Source organism: Rathayibacter sp. Leaf299, from assembly GCF_001423055.1.
Lineage (GTDB): Bacteria > Actinomycetota > Actinomycetes > Actinomycetales > Microbacteriaceae > Rathayibacter > Rathayibacter caricis.
In genome coordinates, this window is sequence record NZ_LMNT01000002.1 from 679,641 (window position 1) to 698,534 (window position 18,894).

Sequence of the window (18,894 nt, forward strand, 5' to 3'; positions counted from 1 at the left end):
GTCGACCCCCGCGGCCGTCCGCTAGGGTCCGAGGACCGCGAGCGCCCCAGCGCCTCGCACGAGAGGAGCCCCGACGTGCCCGACCTCGAGATCCGACCCGCGCAGACATCCGACGCCGCCACGATCCTCCGGTTCGTCCGCGAGCTCGCCGTGTTCGAGGAGTCCGAGCGCGAGGTCGTCGCGACCGAGCAGTCGATCGAGGCGACCCTCTTCGGCGACTCGTCGACCGCGCACGCCCTCATCTGCCTCGCCGACGACGTCCCGATCGGCTTCGCCGTCTACTTCTTCAACTACTCCACCTGGCAGGGCCGCAACGGCCTCTACCTGGAGGACCTCTACGTCTCTCCCGAGCACCGGGGCGCCGGCGCCGGAACGGCGATCCTCCGGCGCCTCGCCAACCTCGCCCTCGAGAACGACTGCGGCCGGTTCGAGTGGAGCGTGCTGCGGTGGAACACCCCCGCGATCCGCGTCTACGACGGCATCGGCGCGACGCCCAAGACGGAGTGGCTCGGGTACCGGCTCGCCGGCGACGCGCTCGAGGCGTTCGCGCGGGGAGGCGAGCGCTGACGCGTCCCTCGCTACGGCACCGCGCGGGTGACGAAGGCGAGGTCGAGGAACGGCAGATCGTCGCGCGCCAGCACGGCGGTGAGGTGCCGGTCGCCGAGTCCGAGGACGTGTGCGTCGGTATCGAGGCGGACGCCGTCCACGACGCCGCCGTCGATGCGCACCGGGATGCCCCGCTCGACGGCCGCCTCGGTCGCCGCGCCGAGCAGCTCGCCCGGCATCTCCCCGCGCACGCGGGTGTCGCGGAAGCGGTTCATCAGGATGTGGTTCACGTGCTCGACGAGCGTCGTGCCGATCGTCCGCTCCTCGTCGCCGAGGCCGAGGAGGGTGGTCTGCACCGCCTCCCACAGCATCGGGTACCGCATCCGCTCCCGGATCGCCATCAGCCCGTCGGGGAGGGGGAACCGCGGAGGCTCGTCGAGCTGCGCCCGGAGCTCGTCGCTGATCTCTGCCAGGTTGACGGGATCGTCGCGGTCGTCCGGTCGCCTCCACAACCCGTAGGAGATCGCAGCCGAGAGGAAGACCGGGTGCCGCCCCGCTCCGGCGGTGACCGTGCTGACGGCGATCTCCTCGGCGCCGGGCTGCGGCTCGAGCGTGAAGAGCGCGCCGGGGAACCGGGAGGTGACGTCGTCGAGCGACGGCGGAACGGGCAGGTCGTCAGGAGTCGCAGTCGTGTCGACGAACATGCGTCCAGCCTGTTCGCGCGCCGGACGCGGCGCAACGGCTCCCGCCGACGGCGCGCCCCCGCCGCGGAGGACCGGTCAGCGGAGGGGAGAGCCGGCCGACCCGTGTCTCGTCCTTCGGCAGTGGGCGCCGACCGGGGTCTGCGGAGCCGTGAAGGGCCGCTTCGTGTCGTCTCGGTGCTGGCATGCGCGGCGAGTGGTCTCGAATCGGGCTTCGAGGAGCTGCGTGACCCCGCTTCGTGTCGTCTCGGCGCTGCGGTCCGCGGCGATTGGGCGCGAAACGGGCTCGGAGCAGAGCGCGCGACCCGGAACGAGTCCGATCACCGAGGGAGCCGGCCGGACCGCGCACATATACCGATCATCGATGTATGCTCCGAGCATGGCAGGCACCCAGATGCAGGAGCCCACGTTCCTGATCCTCTCCGCCCTCGCAGGCGGACCGCGGCACGGCTATGCGCTCATCGAGGAGGTGGGCGTCCTCTCGCGCGGCTCGGTGCGGCTGCGGGCAGGGACGCTCTACGCGGCACTCGAGCGGCTCGTCGACTCCGGAGCGATCGCTCCCGCCGGTGAGACGGTCGTCGACGGCCGCACGCGGCGGCACTACGCACTGACCGACGACGGAGCGGCGATCCTGGCCGCCGAGGCCGACCGGCTCGAGCGGAACGCGGCGATCGCCCGGACGCGGCTGGCGCGGCGACTCGCGCCCACGACGGTCGGAGGCGTGGCGTGACCGGCGATCTCGAGGCGCGCTACCGCCGCCTCGCCGGGTGGTACCCGAGGTCGTGGCGCGCAGCGAACGAGGACGTCCTGATCGGCACGATGCTCGACATCGCCGAGGCCGAAGGTCGGACCGAGCCGACTCCCGCCGAACGGTGGGACCTCGCTCGCGCCGGAGTCGCCGCCCGCCTCGATGCCGTCGTCCCGGCGCGGGTCCGCGACGCGATCGCCGCCTCCTCCCTCGGGACCGGCGGGGCCTTCGCGCTCGTCTACTTCGTCTTCATCGTCTGGGCACCGTTCCTCCCGGATAGGGCCTTGCATCTCGCCGAAGCCGGCTCCGGGCCCTTCCTGAGCACCGGCGCTGTCGCCGCGGTCGCGTTCGCCGTGCTCGTCGTCCTCGCCTGCGCCGGGCATCGACGGTCGGCGAGGGTCGCCGCGGTGCTGACGGTGCTCGCGGCGGTCGGCACGCTCGCGATCGGTCGCGTGACTCCGGACCCGGCGTCGGCTGCCGCGACGAACATGCTCGTCCTCGGTCTCCTCGCGGGCCTGAGCCTCCTCGGGGCACCGCGGAGGATCCGGACCGTGCCGCTCGTCGGCGCCGCGTGGCTCGTCGTCCTGGTCGGGGGACTGGCGGTGAACGACCGGCTGCTCGGCATCGGGGAGCGCGAGCTGTGGACCGCGGTCGCGAACCCCTATTCCGTACCGCCCGCCGCAGCACTCGCGCTGCTCGTCGCCGTCGCACTGCTCGCGGCCGGCCGTCCGGTACCCGCGGTGGTCGCGGCGTCCGGCACGCTGCCGTGGCTCGGCGCGACCGCGCTGCAGGCCGTCGATGCGCCCGCTCCCGATCCGCTCGTGCTCCTGCTCCACGCCGTGTGCCTCGCGGCCGCCGCCGTGATCGGCGTTCTCGCCCTCCGCCGCACGGCGACGGTCGCCGGCGAGCCCGGCGCAGCGGCGGTCGACTGCCCGCGGTCCCGCTCGTAGGATCGGGGAGGACGCGCGCGCCGCACGTCCCTCCGGCCGCACGTGGTCCCTCGACCAGCGGCCCCCGGACGAGAGGTGCACCGTGGAGGAGACACCCGTCGCCCCGTCGCGCGCGCGGCTCGCCCGGGTCGCCGACGAGGCGGGAGTGTCGATCTCGACGGTCTCGAAGGTGCTGAACGGCCGGTCCGATGTCGCGCCCGGCACCCGCAGCAGGGTCGAGGCGCTGCTGGACGCGCACGACTACCGCCGCCGCGGCGAGGGCTCGCGGTCGATGTACCTCGAGCTCGTCTTCCACGAGATCGAGAGCGCGTGGTCGACGCAGATCATCCAAGGGGTCGAGGCGGTCGCCCGCGAGCACGGCATGAGCGTGGTGCTGACGCTGAGCGGCGACCACCGCTCGCCGGGTCCGGAGTGGGTGACCGGCGTCCTCGCGCGGCGGCCGGCGGGCGTGGTACTCGTCCTGTCGGGGCTGCCGGAGGAGCAGAAGCGGCGTCTGCGCGCCGCCGGCGTCCCCTTCGCGATCATCGATCCCTCCGGCGACCCCGCCCCCGACGTGCCGTCGGTCGGGTCGGCGAACTGGATGGGCGGGGTGCTCGCGACGCGGCACCTGCTCGACCTCGGGCACACGCGGATCGGAGTGATCACCGGTCCGCCGGACATGATGTGCTCCCGCGCGCGGCTCGACGGGTTCCGGTCCGCGATGGGCTCCGCGGGGGTCGAGGTCGACGAGTCGCTCCTCCGCTTCGGCGATTTCCACGTGCCCGGGGGGCGCGACCACGCGCTCGAGCTCCTGTCGGGCCCGACCCCGCCCACGGCCCTGTTCGCCGGCTCCGATCTGCAGGCCCTGGGTGTTCTCGAGGCGGCCCGGATGCGGGGGCTCCGCGTGCCGGAGGACCTCTCCCTCGTCGGGTACGACGACCTGCCGATCGCGGAGTGGACGTCGCCGCCGCTCACGACGGTGCACCAGCCGCTGCGCCTGATGGGCGAGGAGGCGACCCGACTCGTCGTGCGCCTGCGCGACGGAGATGCGGCGCAGCTGCGGATGGACCTGGCGACGACGCTCGTCGTGCGCGGCTCCACCGCGCGGATCTGATCCGCGACTCCTCGGCGACCACTGCCGTTCGTTGTGACGAGCAACAAACTGTTTCGAAAACAATTGACCCCTCCGAAGGGGGTCGGTTACCGTCCAGTCACCAACAGATTTCGACACTGAGGTCGAAACTTTCGAGAGGTGCTGTTCGATGAAGAACGATCCCATCCGGGACGACGACCGGATCACTCCGGCCACCCCCTGCCGCCTCACGGCGGCCCCCTCCACCCGGCACCGCCGCGGCCTGCTCGCCGGCGCCACCGCGTTCGGCCTGCTCACCGGCGCCCTCGTCCTGCCGTCGGCCCAGGCGGCCGAGACCGCGCCCGCGGTCCTCCTGCAGGAGGACTTCGAGGACGGCGCCTACGACCCGCTCGTGCAGAACGGCGGACCGACGCTGTCGGTGGTCGCCGAGGGCGGCGACCGCGCGCTGCTCGTGCAGGGCCGCGCGAACGACTACGACGGAGTGAAGACGCCGGCGAACCTGCTGCAGCCCGGCGGCTCCTACACGATGTCGGCCCAGGTGCGGCTCTACTCCTGGGTGGGGAACACGACCGTGACCGCCGACGCGTGGACCACCGTGAGCGGCACCTTCTCGGCTCCCGCCGGCGCCGACCCCGCGACGCTCCGCGCCTACCTCGGCACGAGCGCGCTCGCAGGCCCCTACGACTACCTCCTGGACGACATCGTGATCACCGGCACCGCGGCTCCCGCGCCCGTCACCTGGCAGCCCACCCCCGACGCCTCGTTCGTGCCCGGAGGAGCGACCGCCGCCACCACGACGCCGGTCACCGCCGCCCGCGGCACCGGGAACCGGGTGGCGCTCACCTTCGACGACGGCCCCAACCCGGGCGAGACCACCGCGATCCTCGACCTGCTGAAGGCGCAGGGCATCCGCGCCACCTTCTGCATCATCGGGCAGAACGTCCAGCAGGCGGGCGGAGCGGAGCTGCTGCGGCGGATCGCCGCCGAGGGCCACACCCTCTGCAACCACGGCACCTCCTACGCCGACATGGGCTCGTGGACGCAGGCGCAGGTCGAGACCGACCTCAAGGCCAACCTCCGCATCATCCGCGAGGCCGTGGGCGACCCGGCGCTCGCCGTGCCGTACTTCCGCGCCCCCAACGGCAGCTGGGGCGCCACCGGCGCGGTGGCCGCGGCGCTCGGGATGCAGCCGCTCGGGCTGGGCTCGACCATCTCGGACTGGGACGGCAACGACCTCAGCGAGGCGACGCTGACCGCGAACCTCCGCGCCGCCTTCACTCCGGGTGCGATCGTCCTCGCCCACGACGGCGGAGGCGACCGCAGCAGCACGGTGAAGGCGGTCACGACCGTGGTCACCGAGAAGGCCGCCGAGGGCTGGGAGTTCGTGCTGCCCCAGGGCGGTGCGACGGCCGCCGTGCAGGCGGGCGTCTCCTCCGACTTCGAGGGCGGCCTCGACGGCTGGGCGGCCCGCGGCGACGGCGTGCAGGTCGCGGCGAGCACCGACGCGCGGACCGGATCCGGTGCGCTGCTCGTCACGAACCGCACGCAGCCGTGGCACGGCGCGACGCTCGACGTCACCGAGGGACTGCCCGTGGGCACGGCCGTCGGCGTCTCGGTCTGGGCGAAGCTTGCTCCGGGCGAGTCGCCCGCGGGGCTGAAGATCTCGGTGCAGCGCGACAACGGCGGCGGCAGCGCCTACGAGGGCGTCGCCGGAGCCGGCGCGCAGATCACGGCCGACGGCTGGGTCCGCATGAGCGGCACCTACACCCTCGCGGCGGCGGCCGACCGGGTGCAGATCTACGTCGAGGGCCCGGTGGGCGTCGACTTCCTGCTCGACGACTTCGTCCTCGAGCCGATCGTCGAGAAGCCCATCCAGACCGACGTGCCCGCGCTGAAGGACGTGCTGGGCGCCGCCGGGATCGAGCACGTGGGAGTCGCCATCGACGCCCGCGAGACGGTCGGCACCGCCGCGGACCTCCTCCGCAAGCACTACAACGCGTTCACGCCCGAGAACGCCGGCAAGCCCGAGAGCGTGCAGCCCGTGGAAGGGCAGTTCGCCTTCACGCAGCTCGACCAGCTGCTCGACTTCGCCGACGCCGAGGGCATCGAGGTGTACGGGCACGTGCTGGCCTGGCACTCGCAGACCCCGGCGTGGTTCTTCCTCGACGGAGACCGGCCGCTGACGAGCAGCCCCGCCGACCAGGCGCTGCTGAAGTCCCGGATGCGGGCGCACATCGCCGGCATCGCCGCGCACATCGACGCCCGCTACCCCGACGGCGACAGCCCGATCTGGGCGTGGGACGTCGTGAACGAGGTCATCGCGGACGGCGACACCGCGAATCCGCACGACATGCGCGACAGCCGCTGGTTCCAGGTGCTGGGCGAGGGCTTCGTCGACGAGGCGTTCCGTCTCGCCGACCAGTACTTCCCGGACGCCGAGCTGTTCATCAACGACTACAACACCGAGATGCCCGAGAAGCGCGCGGACTACGTGGAGCTCATCGCGGCCCTGCAGGCCCGCGGGGTGCCGATCGACGGAGTGGGCCACCAGGCCCACGTGGACGTCGCCCGGCCGGTGCAGTGGCTCGAGGACTCGATCGAGGCGGTCGAGAAGCTCGATCCCACGCTGCTCCAGGCGATCACCGAGCTCGACGTGAACGCGTCGACCGAGAACCAGGGCGCCGACGTCAGCGGCGCCCCGGTCGACCCGTACAGCCCGGCGTTCGAGAACGACGAGGACGCGGCGGCCGAGGTGGGCTACTACTACCGCGACCTGTTCGCGATGCTCCGCGAGCACGACTCCTCGATCGAGTCGGTCACCTTCTGGGGCATCAGCAACGCCCGCACCTGGCTGCGGACGTGGCCGATGGCCCGCCCGTGGGAGCAGCCGCTGCCGTTCGACGACGACCTGCAGGTCGCGCCGGCCTACTGGGGGATCGTCGACCCGACGAAGCTGCCCGCCCGCCCGGCCGACGTGCTCGCTCCGCGCATCGCCGACGTGCCGGACGTGCACGCCGTGTCGAACGGGGCGTCCGGAGTGAAGCTGTCGTACACGCCGCCCTCGGCGATCGACACCCGCGACGGAGCGGTCCGCCTGGTCTGCAGCCCGCCCAGCGGCAGCCGCTTCTCGATCGGCACCACGACCGTGACCTGCACGGCGAAGGACGCGGCCGGCAACACCCGGACGAGCAGCTTCGACGTGATCGTCACGAGGAAGGTGCCGGGCAAGCACTGATCCGCCTCGCCGGCGCCGCCCCCGTTCCCCGCTCGCCGCGGGGGCCGGGGGCGGTGCCGTGCCCGTGCCATGCTGGCCGGAGGCGTCGGCCCGCAGGGCCGAGACGGGGGAGTGATCCGGATGAAGCGCATCAGAGAGATCCTGAGCAGGCTGCTGAGTCGCAGGCGCCCTCCGCTGCCACCGGACCCGTTCGGCGAGCCCGGCGGACCCGTCGGGACGAAGCGGACTCCGGACTCGGTCGCCCTCAGCCAGCTTCCGATCAACCAGGTCCGCGCGAACCTCTGAGGATCATCGGGTTCCGCGGCCGCGTCACGTCGGAGGACCGTCGCCGTCGAGTCCCGTCGACTCCACGCGCGCAGCGCCGGCCGCTCAGAGCAGCGGATGAACGTCGAAGTGCCTCAGGGTCAGCGGGCGGACGAGCAGCTCGTCCTCGCCCGGGAACGTGACCGGACTCGTCCGCCAGTCGGCGCCGGCATAGTCCACCAGCGCGTCCTCATCAGCCCAGGTGCTCGTGTACTGCACGCGCCGCTCGTCCCGCTGATCGACGAGGATCTCGTGGCGGACGAGGCCCTCGAAACGGGCGGGGAAATCGGCGACCAAGGCGCTGAGCAGCGCCATGAACTCCACCTCGCGGCCCTCGCGGACCTCTGCTTCGGACACTCTCACGATCATGAGCCGACGCTAACGCGGGTGGCTCCACCGAGAGACGCCCTCGCGGTCACCCGCCACGCACATTCAGCCAGGTTCGGAGGATGCGGACGAGGTCGTCTCCGGGTGCCGGGCACTCGCGCCGGAGCTCCTCCGCGCGAGGATCGCCCCGTGGGGACGGGGCCCCGGCGTCTGCCCCGTGCGGGTGTGCGTCTCGAGGATGTTGAAGCCGGCTGCGCGCAGCTCGTCCGCGAGTGCCTCCGGCGGCCATCGGTAGGCCGTGGTGATCGCGTGGTCGAACGCCTCCACCTCGGAGCCGGTGAAGAACCCCACGAGGAGCGTCCCGCCCGGCCGGAGGACGCGCGCGAATTCGGCCAGCGCGCGCGGCAGGGCGCTCGGCTGGTGGTGGATCAGCGAGTACCAGGCGAGCACTCCGCCCAGGCTGCCGTCCTCCTCCTCCAGGGCGTCGATGTCGCCGACGGCGAAAGGCACCTCCGGGTGCGCCCGTCGAGCGAGCTCGACGAAGGCCGGCACGCGGTCAACCCCGCTGACGTCCAGGCCCAGCCCGGCGAGGTGCGCCGTCCACTGCCCGGGGCCGCATCCCGCGTCGAGCAGGCGTCCCTCGACGCTCTGCGCCCACGACGAGACGAGGCGCTCGTCCGAGGGGTGCACCGAGGACATCGCCCCGAAGAGCTCGGCGTACTCGTCGGCTCGAGCGGAGTAGGACGCGACGACGTCGGCGCTCGACGACGCGCACGCCTCGCTGAGCAGGCGCATCGCCTTCGGTCCGACTCCGTGCAGCGTCGCCAGTTGCGCCAGATCGCGCCCGCGGAGGTCCTCGAGCGTGCGGACTCCGACGGCCGCGAGTGCGCGGGTCGCGGGGGTGCCGATCGGGGGAAGCGCGGTCATGTCGAGGTTCCGTTCTCGTCGCCGCCCCACCGTGCGAGTGCGGCGATCGGCTCACGGAGGGCGAGCCCGCGGTCGGTCAGCGCGTAGGCGCGGGTGTTGTGGCGGAGGGGCAGCCGGGTCAGCAGGCCCGCCGCCTCGAGCTCGCGCAGGCGGGTCGCCAGGATGTTCGTCGGCGCGCCGAGGTCGCGCTGCAGGTCGCCGTAGCGCTGCGGGCCGTCGAGCAGACGCTCCACGATCAGCAGCGCCCACCGGGCGCCGACGACCTCGAGAGCCGCGGAGAGATCGCTCACTCCGCCGGATCGACGTCCGGCTTCATCCAGAACGGCGAGTAGTGGTAGCCGTCGACGTCGTCGAACTGGCGCTGGTACATGAAGGGGTAGTCGTCGGTGTCGCCGACCCGCCCGCCCGCGGCGGCGGCCCGCTCGACCAGCTCATCGACGGCCTCGCGACTGGGGAGGTCGAACGACACCGTGACCTTCGAGGGCGTGCCGGGGCCGCCGATGAGGTCCTCGGTGCCGCCGACGCCCGCGTACATCTCGCGGCTGCCGAGCATCACGTACTGCTCGGGCGCGATCGCGAAGCAGGACACGTTGTGGTCGGACATGTCGGTGTCGAGGGTCCAGCCGAGGGCCGTGTAGAAGGCGGTCGCGCGTTCGACGCTCTCGACCGGGCAGGTGATGAAGAGGCTCATGCGAGCCATGCTTGCAAAATGCAAGCACGAGGGCAAGAGAAGCCGTGGATTCTCCGACAGCCGCCCTCACACCCTCCGCCAGCGGTCCTCGCCCATCGGCCGCACCCACTGCTGGCGCGGGCCGTCCGCCTCGCGCGCGCTGTCGGTGAGGCGGAGTGTGCTGTCGGGTGCCCATCCGGCGATGACCGAGCCGTGATCGTCGCCGACGGGGATCAGCCGCGTCGCCGCGGAGAGGTAGCCGAGGGTCGTGAGGTGCACGGCGTCCCAGTCGGCCGCGACGCGCTGCCAGTCGGGGATCAGCCAGCGTCCCTCCCACCCGGTGACGCGGTACCAGTCGTGCCGGCGGGAGGCGGTGACCTCCGCGGGGTGGGCGCGGCAGAGCTCGGCCCAGTCGGCCGCCGAGCCGATCTCGAGGGTGCGTCCACCGCCGACCACCGGGATCACGGTCGCCGCGTCGAGCCCTGCGGAGTCCTCGACCAGCTCGAGCAGATCCTCGATCCGCGACTGCGTCTGCAGCAGACGGAGGGGGAGGGACCACCAGGTGCCCGAGAAGCGGGCCTGCGGGTCGGTCGGCCGCTCCAGTTCCTCGTCGGCGCGTAGGTCCGTCGCCCACTCCTCCAGGAGTGCCGCGGCGCCGACGGGCAGGGGCCGCCCGGAGTCGGGGCGCCAGTCGACCGCCCACTGCTCCGACCCGCGGGGCCGCGTCCACTCCGCGGCGACCGGTGATGCGAGCACGTCCTCGGCGACCCGAACGAGTGCCGAGCGGACCGCCGGCAGCGACGCGAGCACGTCCTGCCCGTCCGCCTCCTGCCAGTACCACGCGGAGTCGACACTCGCGCAGAGCCCCTCGCGGAGGACGTCGTCGGGGACGGCGCCACCCGGAAGCGCCTCGATCGCGGCGGCGACCTCCTCCGGCTCGGGATCGGGGGCCTCGGACTCACCCAGGTCGCCGTCGGACGAGGTGAACCGGGCGCTGGTCCCCTGGTCGATGGCGAGAGAGGCGAGGAACGCGGCCGTCCTCACCGCCGGGTCCGCTCTCATCGCGACCTCGAGGCAGAGGCGTCGGCCCCGCGGGCCGCTCAGGAGGGTGTCCACCGCGTCGTCCATGAAGCAACTATGACCGTCTCGGCAGCGCGCCGCGCCGGTCGGAGCAGCATGAGCACCTCCCCGGGATCCGACCCTCGGCCGACGCGCTCGGCGACCCGTCGCGGCGGGAGGTGATCAGTCGGGGCTGTCCGCGTTGATGTTCGACAGGGTGCTGAGGACCGCGTCCTGGTTAGCTGTCGAGAGGCCGGTGCCACGGAAGTCGACGACGAGGGGGTCGATCTGATGGACGGACCCGCTCGCTCCGTCGATGTACTCGCGGGCCGAGGACGCGGAGTCGAACTTCAGGACCACCAGATCCTCGGATGCGACCGCCTGGAGGCATCCATCCAGGTCTGAGCAGACGTCCTCGCTCACGACCTCGAGTCCGCTCAGGGGCTCCCACTCCGTCCAGCGGTCGTCGGCGAACTCCTCGACGTCGATCTGCTGGCGGGAGTACTCGTTGCCGAGGAGCGCGCAGCCGCCGAGCGCTGTAGCGAGGAGGACCAGTGGCGCTGCGCCTCCGGAGCGGCGGAGTCCGGTCGCTGATGCGGTGTGTGCGGTGCTCGTCGGCATGCAGCGATCGTGACAGGTGGGTCGGGATCCGGCATCGCCCGCGGGGAGGAGATCCCGTGGTCGACCGTGAACGGCCCGGCCGCGTCAGGTCCGCCGCTCCAGCAGGTGCACGACGACCTCGTCGCCGAGGTCCTTGCCGAGCGCCTTCCGCAGCTTCGCGCTGATCGAGAGCATGTGCCCGCCGGCGCCGGTGGGCATCAGGCTTGCCGTCACCGGCTCGCCGTCGACGGTCGCGCGGACCTTCACCGCCTTGCCGGTGCCGAACAGCTCCACCGAGCCGGGCACCTCCACGCAGGACCAGAGCTCGCCCTTCACGGTGACGCCGATCGGCGCGGTGAAGGCGATGTCCAGGGGACCGGGGCTGGTGCTCATCGGGGGCTCCTCGTCGCGCGGCGGTGCGGTGCTCGAGTCCGAGCGTAGCCAGCGGAGGGGGCGCGGTCGGCTGGAGTGCGGGGCGGCTGGAGTGCGGGGCGGGGAGGAGAGGAGAGGAGAGGAGGCAGATCTTCGGGGGGACGTGGGTCTCGATACGCCCCTTCGGGGCTACTCGACCAGCAAGCAGTTCGGGGCTGTTCGACCAGCGAGCGGTTCGGGGCCGTTCGACCAGCGAGTGGTTCGGGGCTGCTCGACCAGCGAGGAGGGGGCGATCAGTCCGCAGCGGGGAGAGGGCGGCGACGCTCGACGATGTCGGCGGACAGGACGGCGAGGTCGATCCGGAGCCGCCGCGCCTCGCGCTCGAGGATCGCGAGCGCGTCGTCGGGGGAGACCCGCAGGCCGGCGCCCACGAAGCCGGCGGCCTGGTGCACGACGGCCGCGTGCCGCGACAGCGCGGACGAGACGATCGACGGCTCGTCCGGCGGGATCGGGCCGTCGCTGTCTCCGGGACAGGAGCCGGATGTCGGCATCAGAACGCGTCGCGCTGCGAGTCGGGGCGGCGAACGCTGCGCATCCGGAAGCGGGTGCCTGCGTCGGTGGTCGGGATGCCCGTCGAGGCGTCGGTCGGCTGCTGCACTCCCTCAGTGTCAGTACGGACGACGGGTCCGTGCACGGGGCTTGCGAGGCTAGGCGGACAGAAGGTATGCCGTTCCTGTCTCTGGGCAACGCGTCGGCACGCATCACAGGCGCGGAAGGACCACTACTCGGCGCAGGGGCAGCCGGACCGACGGGACTCGGGCATCCGGACGTCCTCCGCCTTCAGGGGGAGTAGCGTCGGCCACCTCCCTACTTCGGTTCTCATGACCGGTCCGCTCCTGTCGCGGATTCGATCCCGCGGATCTCCGCGCCGGCTGCACCGCGCTTCCGCGGGCCGCTCGACCGAGGAAAGAGGACGTGACCATGGGTGCACTGATCTTCGGCGCGTGGCGCCGCCGGATCGAGTTCGACGACCGGACGCTCTCGCACGTGCGGACGGCCGTCGGCATGCGGATGTCTCGAGGAGTTCCGTTCCGGCTGACCTGGCGGACGCTTCACGAGGCGGAGTACCGCTCGCACGCGATCCTCGTCCAGCCCGCCGCGCTGCTCGAGTACCGTTTCGACGATTCTCGACTGGTCGTCCTCAACCGGCTGTGGCTGCGTGAGCTCCTGAGGCCGGGGCTCGGCCGGGACATGGTCGTCACAGACGAGCCGAGGGGGATCCGGCGGTCGGACGGCACCGATCCTCCCGCCTCGTCGCAGGCGCCGTGACGGATCCGCCCGCCGCGGTGACCGCGGACGGGTCCCGTCTCGGCACCGCCGCCCGTGGCGGCCATCCGTCGCCCTGGAGAACTGACGCCGAGTACCTCATCGAGCAGGGGTGGTGATCATTCGGGGTCGTAGCCGCCCTCGCCGTCCCACTGGTCCAGGCCCTCGCGGACCGGAGTGATCGCCCTGCGGTCGGGGCGCCGCCAGGTCGAGGTCGCCGCGTCGGCCCAGGCGGTGGAGGAGCGGGGGTCGGCGTCGTAGGACGCCCAGAAGCGCGCATGTCGAGCGGCCTCCTCGAGGAGACCGTCGGCGTCGACGCCGAGTCGGTGCGACCCGGCGTCGACGGCGGCCAGCGATGCGGAGGGGCGTGGGGGCGGGGTGGAGACACCCGTCGCGGTGCTGAGGAGTGCGGTCATGCTCGGACCCTACGCCTCGGCCGGGGATGCGGACGAGACCGCCCGATACTGCTCGCCCGGAACGACTCGAAGTCCCGCGAGCGGTGGGGTGCCGGGTCCGGTCTTCGCGTCGACGGCGCAGATGCGCGTCGATTGTCGGAGAAAGCACACGCGCGCCGGGTCGTTGGGCGTAGCCTCCACCCCGACCCCATCCGGACCCCCTTCGCGTGGCAACGGCATCCACCCCGGATGCACCCGACGGCAGGATCCTCATGGGACGACTCGTCTACGACTCGCGGCTCGACGTGCACTTCGACGACCGTGTCCTCGCTCATCTGCAAGCCGTGATCGGGATCCGGCTGCGCCGAGGTGAATCGTTCTACCTCTCCTGGAAGGACCTGCCGAACGTGGGCAACGGCCGCGCCTCGATCTGGCTGGATCCCAGGATCGCGCTCTGCTTCCGCTACGGCAGCGGGCCGGCGGTCGTGATCGACGGGGACAGGGTCAGGCGATGGGTCGCCGACTCCTACTCCCCGGGCGGGCTCCGCGTGACGGAGGATCCCGTCTGATTCGCCGAGCGCGGGAGCGGGTCGGCGTCCGATCCGCGGGCGGTGGTCCGGGGACCCGTCTCAACGCCCGAGCGGCCTGGCACTCACTCCCGTGCGTGGGTCGGCGGGTCGAAGTCGAGGTCGAGATCGACGTCGTCGCGGTGCTGCGCGGCGATGTCGGCGGCCGACTCGACCACGGGCCGCGCGACTCCGAGGGCGCCGGCGAGTTCGGTGAGGTGCTGCACGAGGGCGTCGTCGGTGAGCTCGGTCGCCGAGTCCTCCTCGGGGGTCTCGGAGAAGAGCTGGCTGGAGGGGCCGATCAGGATCGAGGCCACGCCGCGCTCGCCGGTCGACAGCAGCACCGGGATGTCCACCGTCGCCGACGACTGCTTCCCTGCGAGTGCCTGGGCATAGGCGAGGACGGCCTGGGCGATGTCGGTCCCGGTGAGGACGGAGTCGCCGGCGTAGAAGATGCGCTGCATCCTCTCGTTGTACTCGCGTCGGACCGCCGGCGCAGGGGATTGCGGCGGCACGGTCGCCCGTGGAGGCGACACGACCGCGTCACCAGGGGCGGGCGGATCCGTCGGCGCCGAGCCGGTAGAGAGCGGTGCTGACCGGAGCGGCGTCGCCGGACTCGTAGAGGCCGCGGGCGAGCTCGCGCAGGCCCTCGACAGCCTCGGCGTCGTCCGTCCCGCAGAGGTGCATCGCGACGCGCTGCCCGATCGCGACCACCGGGTCGCCGGCCACGAACTCGTCCACGAGCGCGTGCACGACGTCCGCGCGCAGGATCAGGGACGCCGCGAGGTCCTCGCTGCCCTCCGGCATCTCGAGGCGGAACCGCCCGTCGCCGCCCGACGCGACGGGGGCGATGCGCGCGAGCCAGGCGAGCGACTCCTCCGCGACCGCCGCCTCGGTGAGGCTGAGCCGCGCGGCCGTCGCGGCGGTGACGTACTCCCACGCCGCCTCGCGCTCGAGGACGTACGCCACGGTCAGCCCCGAGTCGTGCACTCTGAGCAGCGGGCCGTCGGACCGAGAGCGCAGGGATGCGGCGGCGCGATCGTCCATCACCAGCGGGTACAGCGGCACGGCGTCGGCGCCGATGCGCGCGGTCCCCGCCACCGGATCGACGACCACGGGCACGGGATCCGGGTCGGCCGGACGTCGGGAGAACAGTCCCATGTCGGTTCCTCTCTCGAGCGGCCGCGGTGCTGCGGAGGCAGGACCCATCCTGTCGCGGTCCGGCACGCGGCGCCCGGACGGGGTGCGCCGCTCTGCGTTCCCGCCGCCGGGGCGACCGCGCGAGGAGTCTTTCCGGCCTGCCGTGACCCGCTGATGGGGGGCCGCAGAGGGGATCCGCAGCACCGGGCAGCCATCGGGCAGGCGGTTACCGTGAACCGTGCCCCGCTTCCGACACCTCTCCGCCCTCGCACTCGCGGCGGCCGTGTCGGCGCTCGCCGGATGCTCGGGCTCGTCCGCCGAGGCGATCGCGTCATGCGTCGTCCGCCCCGCCGCCGAGATCGTGCCCGCGGAGGGCACCCTGTTCGGGGTCAACCTCGACTGGGGAGCCGAGACGCTGAAGGAGTACAGCACGGCCCTGGGTGAGCGGCCCTCGGTCGCGGTGGCCTTCGCCGATCTCCCGCTGACCGCGGGGGAGCGCGAGGAGGTGCACGAGGCCGCGGAGCAGCTGCGGGTGAACGGCGGGACGCTCCTGCTCACCCTGGAGTCGATCGGCGGTCTCGCCGCGGTGACCGACGACGTCGCTGCCGACATCGCCGACCTGGCCGCCGCGGTGAACGAGCGGGGGGTGCCCGTCATCGTGCGGTTCGCGCACGAGATGAACGGCTCCTGGTACGCGTGGGGGCAGCAGCCGACGGCGTACGTCGAGACGTTCCGGCGGGTGGCGGCGGCCGTGCACGCGGACGCTCCCGGGACGGCGATGATGTGGGCGCCCAACAGTGCCGAGGGGTACCCCTTCTCAGGAGGTGCCTCCGCCGCGCAGCCGGGGACCGCGGACTTCGCCGTGCTCGACACGACCGGCGACGGGGTCCTCACCCTCGACGACGACCCCTACGCGCCGTACTACCCGGGCGACGACGCCGTCGACTGGGTGGGCATGTCGCTCTACCACTGGGGCTCCGCGCATCCGTGGGGCGAGAACGAGCTGCCCGAGCCCGGTAAGTTCGCCGCGCAGCTGACCGGCACCTACAGCGGGGCGGCGGGCGACGAGACGGCGGCCCCCGACTTCTACCGGACGTACGGAGTCGAGCACGGGAAGCCCGTCGCGATCCCCGAGACGGCGGCGCTCGTCGTGCCGCGGGGCGACCCGGAGGGGGAGCTCGCGATCAAGCAGGCGTGGTGGCGGCAGGTCCTCTCGGAGGACGTCGCGACGCGGTTCCCGAACATCAGGATGGTCAACTGGTTCGAGTGGGACAAGTTCGAGCCCGAGGTGCAGGGCGAGGTGCACTGGTCCGTCCTCGACGACGACGAGACGCGGAGGGCGTTCCGCGCCGACCTGCCGGACGGGCTCGTCTACTCCGACCTGTCGGAGCGCTGCACGACGCCTCCCGCGCCCGTCGACTGATCCGGGGCCGGCGCGTCTCAGCTGTGCGTCGTGTTCTCCCGCATCTCCTCGAGGGTCAGCTCCGGTGCGCCGCCGGCCGCCGCAGCCGGGTCCATCCAGACGAAGTCCCAGTGGTGGCCGTCCGGGTCGTCGAAGCTCTTCGAGTACATGAACCCGTGGTCCTGCTCGCCGGCGGGCGTCGCGCCCGCGGCGAGGGCCTTCGCGTGGATCGCGTCGACCTCCTCCTTGCTCTCGGCGCTGAGGGCGAGCTGCACCTCGGTCGAGGTGGTGGCGTCGATGATCGACTTGCTGGTGAACTCGGCGAAGAACTCCCGCGTGAGCAGCATGGCGACGATCGTGTCGCTGATCATGACGCTGACGGCGTTCTCGTCGCTGAAGCCCTCGTTGATCGAGTAGCCGAGCGATTCGAAGAACGAGCGGGAGCGGGCGAGATCGTCCACAGCCAGGTTGACGAAGATCATGGTGGGCATCGGTGCGCCGTTCCTCTCGGGGTGCCGGCGGCTCGCCGCCGCCGATCGTCCCTGAATGATGATGAGCCGCTCCAGACGGTGTCAAGGGACGGAGACCGGACGGCGGACGAGGCGACGCCGCGGCGGGATCGTTCCCGCGGGGCAGCGCGCAGAACCTCGGTCGGGAGCGGTGCACAGCCGTCATCGTGGCTGAGCACCACTCCCGGCCGAGGTCCCGTTCGACGGACGAGATCCGCGGAGGCGCCGCGATCAGGCGGGATCGGGGTACGTGAGGAAGTCCAGATCCGGCAGGTCCGTCATCTCCTCGTTCCAGGAGGGCCGCGACGGCTGCATCCGCCGGGTCTCCTGCTCGATGTGGGCGATGGCCTCCGCGTCGACCGGCTCCTCGCCGTGGCTGTTCTCGACCGGCGTCGACCAGAGCTGGCTCGCGGGTCCGATGAGCAGGTGCGCGGTGGCGCTGCTCCCGCCCTCGGTGATGACGGGGACGGAGATCACGTCGGACTTGCCGACATCGGCCAGGGCGCGGGCGTAGCGGAGGACCGCCTTGCAGGTGACGTCGGCGACGAGCATGGTCCCGCTGGAGTAGTGCAGCTTCCTCATGACGACCACGGTGCCGGAGCCGCGCGCTGGTCGGGAGGGGATTGCGGACCGCTGCCCCCCTCCTCTACCGCGTCCTCAGAACTGGCGCGCGGCGACGTCCGCCCGGTGCGAGGCGGCGATGACCTCGCGGAGTCGATCCGCGGACACGGGGGCCCCCGGGTCGGCGAGGTAGTCCTTCGCGAGGCCCTCGAGGTCGGCGGCGTAGACCGGCGTGTACGCGCCCGACTCGGGCTCCGTGCGCCACGACTCGGCGAGCGTGCCCGCGTCGACCGGCTCGAAGCCGAGGTCGTCGACCAGCGCAGAGACGGCGGCCTTGGCCTGCTCGTCGTCGCCGGAGACCGCGAGCGCGGTGCGCGGGGTCGAGTGGGCGAGGTTCGGGATGTGGTGCCAGAGGATGTTGTTGAACGCCTTCACGATGACCGCGCCGGGGAGGAGCTCCTGCTCGAGCTCGGCGGTGGTCAGCTCGAGAGCGTCGAGTCGGGCGATCCGTCCGTCGCGGTGGGGGTAGTAGTTGCCGGTCGAGAGCACGGTGCGGCCGTCGAGGGCGCCCTCGGGCAGGCCCGGATAGGCGCCCAGCGGCACGGCGAGGACCGTGATGTCCCCGGACTCCGCGGCCTCGCGCGCGTCGCCGGCCCGCGCCTGCGGGCCGAGCTCCTCGATCAGGTCGCGGAGCGACTCCGGACCGCGCGAGTTCGCGAGGAGCACCTCGTGGCCTGCGGCGATCGCCAGGCGGGCGATGCCGCTCCCGATGTCTCCGCTGCCGATGATCCCGATGCTCGTCATGCCTGTCTCCTTCGTGAGGGGGTGGTCGTAGGGGTGGTCGTGGTGGGGGTCAGCCCCGGCCGGGGACGGGTTCGCGGGACGTCTCCCAGCCGCTGCGGGTGAGCGCGGCGAGAGCCGCGCCGGATGCGGGGTCCGCCAGTGCGGCGCCGCGCACCCAGCTCTGGGCCAGCGCGGCGAGGAAGAGGTCGCGGGCCCGGACGTCGCTGCGCGCTCGGCCGTCGCGCTGCGCGGCGTCGAGGAACTCGGCCGTCGTGGTCACGAACCCCTCGCAGGTGGTGGCGAGGGGGGACGAGTCGGCGTTGGTCGCGGCGCGGAGCGGATCGGGGAGGCCCTCGTAGGCTCCCGCCCAGTCGACGACCGCCCGGAGCCAGCCGTCGAGCGCCTCCGCCGGGTCGACCGAGCCGTCGCGGAGCGACTCGCGCTGAGCGACGAGTGCGTCGTCGCGGTCGGCGAGCAGCGCCGCGAGGAGCGCCTCGCGGGTCGGGAAGTGCCGGTAGAGGGTTCCGGCACCGATGCCGGCCCTCTTCGCGATCGCGTCGAGCGAGCCGCGGACGCCGTGCTCGGCGAAGTGCTGCTCGGCGGTGTCGAGGATCAGGTCCCGATTGCGCTGGGCGTCCGCCCTGGGCGCCCGGCTGCGCGTCGTCTCGGTGGGAGGCACGGCCGCTCCGTTCTTATCGGAGA

General features: G+C 72.6%; 25 protein-coding genes. 9 read left to right on the top strand and 16 right to left on the bottom strand.

Translation table 11 applies throughout. The features are described 5' to 3' along the window. Positions 1–75 precede the first annotated feature (75 nt). Complete coding sequence (locus tag ASF48_RS10400) at positions 76–567, top strand: GNAT family N-acetyltransferase (RefSeq protein ID WP_055791558.1); 492 nt, start codon at positions 76–78, stop codon at positions 565–567. 11 nt (positions 568–578) lie between these two features. Here ASF48_RS10400 and ASF48_RS10405 read toward each other — a convergent pair whose 3' ends face one another. Next, the gene (locus tag ASF48_RS10405) at positions 579–1,250 is read right to left on the bottom strand and encodes a hypothetical protein (RefSeq protein WP_055790708.1); all 672 of its coding nucleotides are present in this window, start codon (positions 1,248–1,250) and stop codon (positions 579–581) included. 376 nt (positions 1,251–1,626) lie between these two features. Between ASF48_RS10405 and ASF48_RS10410 the strand changes: the two genes are divergently transcribed. The 5 genes from ASF48_RS10410 to ASF48_RS19430 all read left to right on the top strand — a co-directional run bounded on the left by ASF48_RS10410 (position 1,627) and on the right by ASF48_RS19430 (position 7,537). Beyond that, the gene (locus tag ASF48_RS10410) at positions 1,627–1,977 is read left to right on the top strand and encodes a PadR family transcriptional regulator (protein ID WP_055790711.1); all 351 of its coding nucleotides are present in this window, start codon (positions 1,627–1,629) and stop codon (positions 1,975–1,977) included. Continuing rightward, complete coding sequence (locus ASF48_RS10415; protein ID WP_055790714.1) at positions 1,974–2,945, top strand: hypothetical protein; 972 nt, start codon at positions 1,974–1,976, stop codon at positions 2,943–2,945. The genes ASF48_RS10410 and ASF48_RS10415 overlap by 4 nt, the downstream gene beginning before the upstream one ends. 82 nt (positions 2,946–3,027) lie before the next feature. Continuing rightward, a complete protein-coding gene (locus tag ASF48_RS10420; RefSeq protein WP_055790718.1) occupies positions 3,028–4,038 on the top strand; it encodes a LacI family DNA-binding transcriptional regulator in 1,011 nt (336 codons plus the stop codon). A 148-nt stretch (positions 4,039–4,186) separates the two neighbouring features. Further along, positions 4,187–7,252 (top strand): endo-1,4-beta-xylanase, encoded by a 3,066-nt coding sequence (locus tag ASF48_RS19925; RefSeq protein ID WP_157603139.1) that lies wholly within the window; start codon positions 4,187–4,189, stop codon positions 7,250–7,252. Positions 7,253–7,372: 120 nt separating this feature from the next. Continuing rightward, complete coding sequence (locus tag ASF48_RS19430) at positions 7,373–7,537, top strand: hypothetical protein (protein WP_157603140.1); 165 nt, start codon at positions 7,373–7,375, stop codon at positions 7,535–7,537. A gap of 84 nt (positions 7,538–7,621) precedes the next feature. On the opposite strand, the gene ASF48_RS10430 is transcribed toward ASF48_RS19430, so the two are convergent. The 8 genes from ASF48_RS10430 to ASF48_RS10465 form a co-directional block, all read right to left on the bottom strand. Further along, a complete protein-coding gene (locus tag ASF48_RS10430) occupies positions 7,622–7,924 on the bottom strand; it encodes a putative quinol monooxygenase (protein ID WP_055790721.1) in 303 nt (100 codons plus the stop codon). A 63-nt stretch (positions 7,925–7,987) separates the two neighbouring features. Further along, positions 7,988–8,809, bottom strand: coding sequence for a methyltransferase domain-containing protein (locus ASF48_RS10435; RefSeq protein WP_327205441.1), 822 nt, complete (start codon positions 8,807–8,809; stop codon positions 7,988–7,990). Next, positions 8,806–9,099, bottom strand: coding sequence for a winged helix-turn-helix transcriptional regulator (locus tag ASF48_RS10440; RefSeq protein ID WP_055790724.1), 294 nt, complete (start codon positions 9,097–9,099; stop codon positions 8,806–8,808). The genes ASF48_RS10435 and ASF48_RS10440 overlap by 4 nt, the downstream gene beginning before the upstream one ends. Continuing rightward, complete coding sequence (locus ASF48_RS10445) at positions 9,096–9,500, bottom strand: VOC family protein (RefSeq protein WP_055790728.1); 405 nt, start codon at positions 9,498–9,500, stop codon at positions 9,096–9,098. Before ASF48_RS10445 ends, ASF48_RS10440 begins: the two co-directional genes overlap by 4 nt. Positions 9,501–9,566: 66 nt before the next feature. Continuing rightward, a complete protein-coding gene (locus ASF48_RS10450; RefSeq protein ID WP_055790733.1) occupies positions 9,567–10,607 on the bottom strand; it encodes a hypothetical protein in 1,041 nt (346 codons plus the stop codon). 114 nt (positions 10,608–10,721) lie between these two features. After that, the gene (locus ASF48_RS10455) at positions 10,722–11,159 is read right to left on the bottom strand and encodes a hypothetical protein (protein ID WP_055790736.1); all 438 of its coding nucleotides are present in this window, start codon (positions 11,157–11,159) and stop codon (positions 10,722–10,724) included. 84 nt (positions 11,160–11,243) lie between these two features. After that, entirely contained in the window at positions 11,244–11,531 is a 288-nt protein-coding gene (locus ASF48_RS10460) for a DUF1905 domain-containing protein (protein ID WP_055790739.1), read from the bottom strand. 272 nt (positions 11,532–11,803) lie between these two features. Then, entirely contained in the window at positions 11,804–12,061 is a 258-nt protein-coding gene (locus ASF48_RS10465; RefSeq protein ID WP_055790742.1) for an ANTAR domain-containing protein, read from the bottom strand. A gap of 430 nt (positions 12,062–12,491) precedes the next feature. On the opposite strand from ASF48_RS10465, the gene ASF48_RS10470 reads away from it, so the two are divergent. Then, a complete protein-coding gene (locus tag ASF48_RS10470) occupies positions 12,492–12,839 on the top strand; it encodes a DUF7882 family protein (protein ID WP_157603141.1) in 348 nt (115 codons plus the stop codon). Between the two features lie 116 nt (positions 12,840–12,955). Here ASF48_RS10470 and ASF48_RS19435 read toward each other — a convergent pair whose 3' ends face one another. Beyond that, positions 12,956–13,252 carry a hypothetical protein gene (locus ASF48_RS19435; RefSeq protein WP_055790747.1) on the bottom strand — a complete coding sequence of 99 codons (297 nt, stop codon included), beginning with the start codon at positions 13,250–13,252 and terminating at the stop codon, positions 12,956–12,958. Positions 13,253–13,503: 251 nt separating this feature from the next. Between ASF48_RS19435 and ASF48_RS10480 the strand changes: the two genes are divergently transcribed. Further along, a complete protein-coding gene (locus ASF48_RS10480; protein ID WP_055790750.1) occupies positions 13,504–13,800 on the top strand; it encodes a DUF7882 family protein in 297 nt (98 codons plus the stop codon). Positions 13,801–13,883: 83 nt separating this feature from the next. Here ASF48_RS10480 and ASF48_RS10485 read toward each other — a convergent pair whose 3' ends face one another. Both ASF48_RS10485 and ASF48_RS10490 read right to left on the bottom strand, forming a co-directional pair. Further along, positions 13,884–14,261 (bottom strand): hypothetical protein, encoded by a 378-nt coding sequence (locus tag ASF48_RS10485; RefSeq protein WP_055790754.1) that lies wholly within the window; start codon positions 14,259–14,261, stop codon positions 13,884–13,886. A gap of 79 nt (positions 14,262–14,340) precedes the next feature. Continuing rightward, positions 14,341–14,958 (bottom strand): hypothetical protein, encoded by a 618-nt coding sequence (locus ASF48_RS10490; RefSeq protein ID WP_055790757.1) that lies wholly within the window; start codon positions 14,956–14,958, stop codon positions 14,341–14,343. A 217-nt stretch (positions 14,959–15,175) separates the two neighbouring features. Between ASF48_RS10490 and ASF48_RS10495 the strand changes: the two genes are divergently transcribed. Next, positions 15,176–16,360 carry a glycoside hydrolase family 26 protein gene (locus ASF48_RS10495; protein ID WP_082481245.1) on the top strand — a complete coding sequence of 395 codons (1,185 nt, stop codon included), beginning with the start codon at positions 15,176–15,178 and terminating at the stop codon, positions 16,358–16,360. 17 nt (positions 16,361–16,377) lie between these two features. Here the strand turns inward: ASF48_RS10495 and ASF48_RS10500 are convergent, their stop codons facing one another. The 4 genes from ASF48_RS10500 to ASF48_RS10515 form a co-directional block, all read right to left on the bottom strand. Next, entirely contained in the window at positions 16,378–16,830 is a 453-nt protein-coding gene (locus ASF48_RS10500; RefSeq protein WP_055790761.1) for a VOC family protein, read from the bottom strand. A gap of 249 nt (positions 16,831–17,079) precedes the next feature. Beyond that, positions 17,080–17,430 carry a hypothetical protein gene (locus ASF48_RS10505; RefSeq protein ID WP_157603142.1) on the bottom strand — a complete coding sequence of 117 codons (351 nt, stop codon included), beginning with the start codon at positions 17,428–17,430 and terminating at the stop codon, positions 17,080–17,082. A gap of 75 nt (positions 17,431–17,505) precedes the next feature. Next, a complete protein-coding gene (locus tag ASF48_RS10510; protein WP_055790771.1) occupies positions 17,506–18,213 on the bottom strand; it encodes an NADPH-dependent F420 reductase in 708 nt (235 codons plus the stop codon). A gap of 49 nt (positions 18,214–18,262) precedes the next feature. Continuing rightward, complete coding sequence (locus ASF48_RS10515; protein WP_055790776.1) at positions 18,263–18,871, bottom strand: TetR/AcrR family transcriptional regulator; 609 nt, start codon at positions 18,869–18,871, stop codon at positions 18,263–18,265. Positions 18,872–18,894 lie beyond the last annotated feature (23 nt).

Bases quoted from the DNA above. Each gene is read 5' to 3' on its own strand.
- ASF48_RS10405 (WP_055790708.1), bottom strand. From the start codon at position 1,250: ATGTTCGTCGACACGACTGCGACTCCTGACGACCTGCCCGTTCCGCCG.
- ASF48_RS10410 (WP_055790711.1), top strand. From the start codon at position 1,627: ATGGCAGGCACCCAGATGCAGGAGCCCACGTTCCTGATCCTCTCCGCC.
- ASF48_RS19925 (WP_157603139.1), top strand. From the start codon at position 4,187: ATGAAGAACGATCCCATCCGGGACGACGACCGGATCACTCCGGCCACC.
- ASF48_RS19430 (WP_157603140.1), top strand. From the start codon at position 7,373: ATGAAGCGCATCAGAGAGATCCTGAGCAGGCTGCTGAGTCGCAGGCGC.
- ASF48_RS10430 (WP_055790721.1), bottom strand. From the start codon at position 7,924: ATGATCGTGAGAGTGTCCGAAGCAGAGGTCCGCGAGGGCCGCGAGGTG.
- ASF48_RS10435 (WP_327205441.1), bottom strand. From the start codon at position 8,809: ATGACCGCGCTTCCCCCGATCGGCACCCCCGCGACCCGCGCACTCGCG.
- ASF48_RS10445 (WP_055790728.1), bottom strand. From the start codon at position 9,500: ATGAGCCTCTTCATCACCTGCCCGGTCGAGAGCGTCGAACGCGCGACC.
- ASF48_RS10450 (WP_055790733.1), bottom strand. From the start codon at position 10,607: ATGGACGACGCGGTGGACACCCTCCTGAGCGGCCCGCGGGGCCGACGC.
- ASF48_RS10455 (WP_055790736.1), bottom strand. From the start codon at position 11,159: ATGCCGACGAGCACCGCACACACCGCATCAGCGACCGGACTCCGCCGC.
- ASF48_RS10460 (WP_055790739.1), bottom strand. From the start codon at position 11,531: ATGAGCACCAGCCCCGGTCCCCTGGACATCGCCTTCACCGCGCCGATC.
- ASF48_RS10465 (WP_055790742.1), bottom strand. From the start codon at position 12,061: ATGCCGACATCCGGCTCCTGTCCCGGAGACAGCGACGGCCCGATCCCG.
- ASF48_RS10470 (WP_157603141.1), top strand. From the start codon at position 12,492: ATGGGTGCACTGATCTTCGGCGCGTGGCGCCGCCGGATCGAGTTCGAC.
- ASF48_RS19435 (WP_055790747.1), bottom strand. From the start codon at position 13,252: ATGACCGCACTCCTCAGCACCGCGACGGGTGTCTCCACCCCGCCCCCA.
- ASF48_RS10480 (WP_055790750.1), top strand. From the start codon at position 13,504: ATGGGACGACTCGTCTACGACTCGCGGCTCGACGTGCACTTCGACGAC.
- ASF48_RS10485 (WP_055790754.1), bottom strand. From the start codon at position 14,261: ATGCAGCGCATCTTCTACGCCGGCGACTCCGTCCTCACCGGGACCGAC.
- ASF48_RS10490 (WP_055790757.1), bottom strand. From the start codon at position 14,958: ATGGGACTGTTCTCCCGACGTCCGGCCGACCCGGATCCCGTGCCCGTG.
- ASF48_RS10500 (WP_055790761.1), bottom strand. From the start codon at position 16,830: ATGCCCACCATGATCTTCGTCAACCTGGCTGTGGACGATCTCGCCCGC.
- ASF48_RS10505 (WP_157603142.1), bottom strand. From the start codon at position 17,430: ATGAGGAAGCTGCACTACTCCAGCGGGACCATGCTCGTCGCCGACGTC.
- ASF48_RS10510 (WP_055790771.1), bottom strand. From the start codon at position 18,213: ATGACGAGCATCGGGATCATCGGCAGCGGAGACATCGGGAGCGGCATC.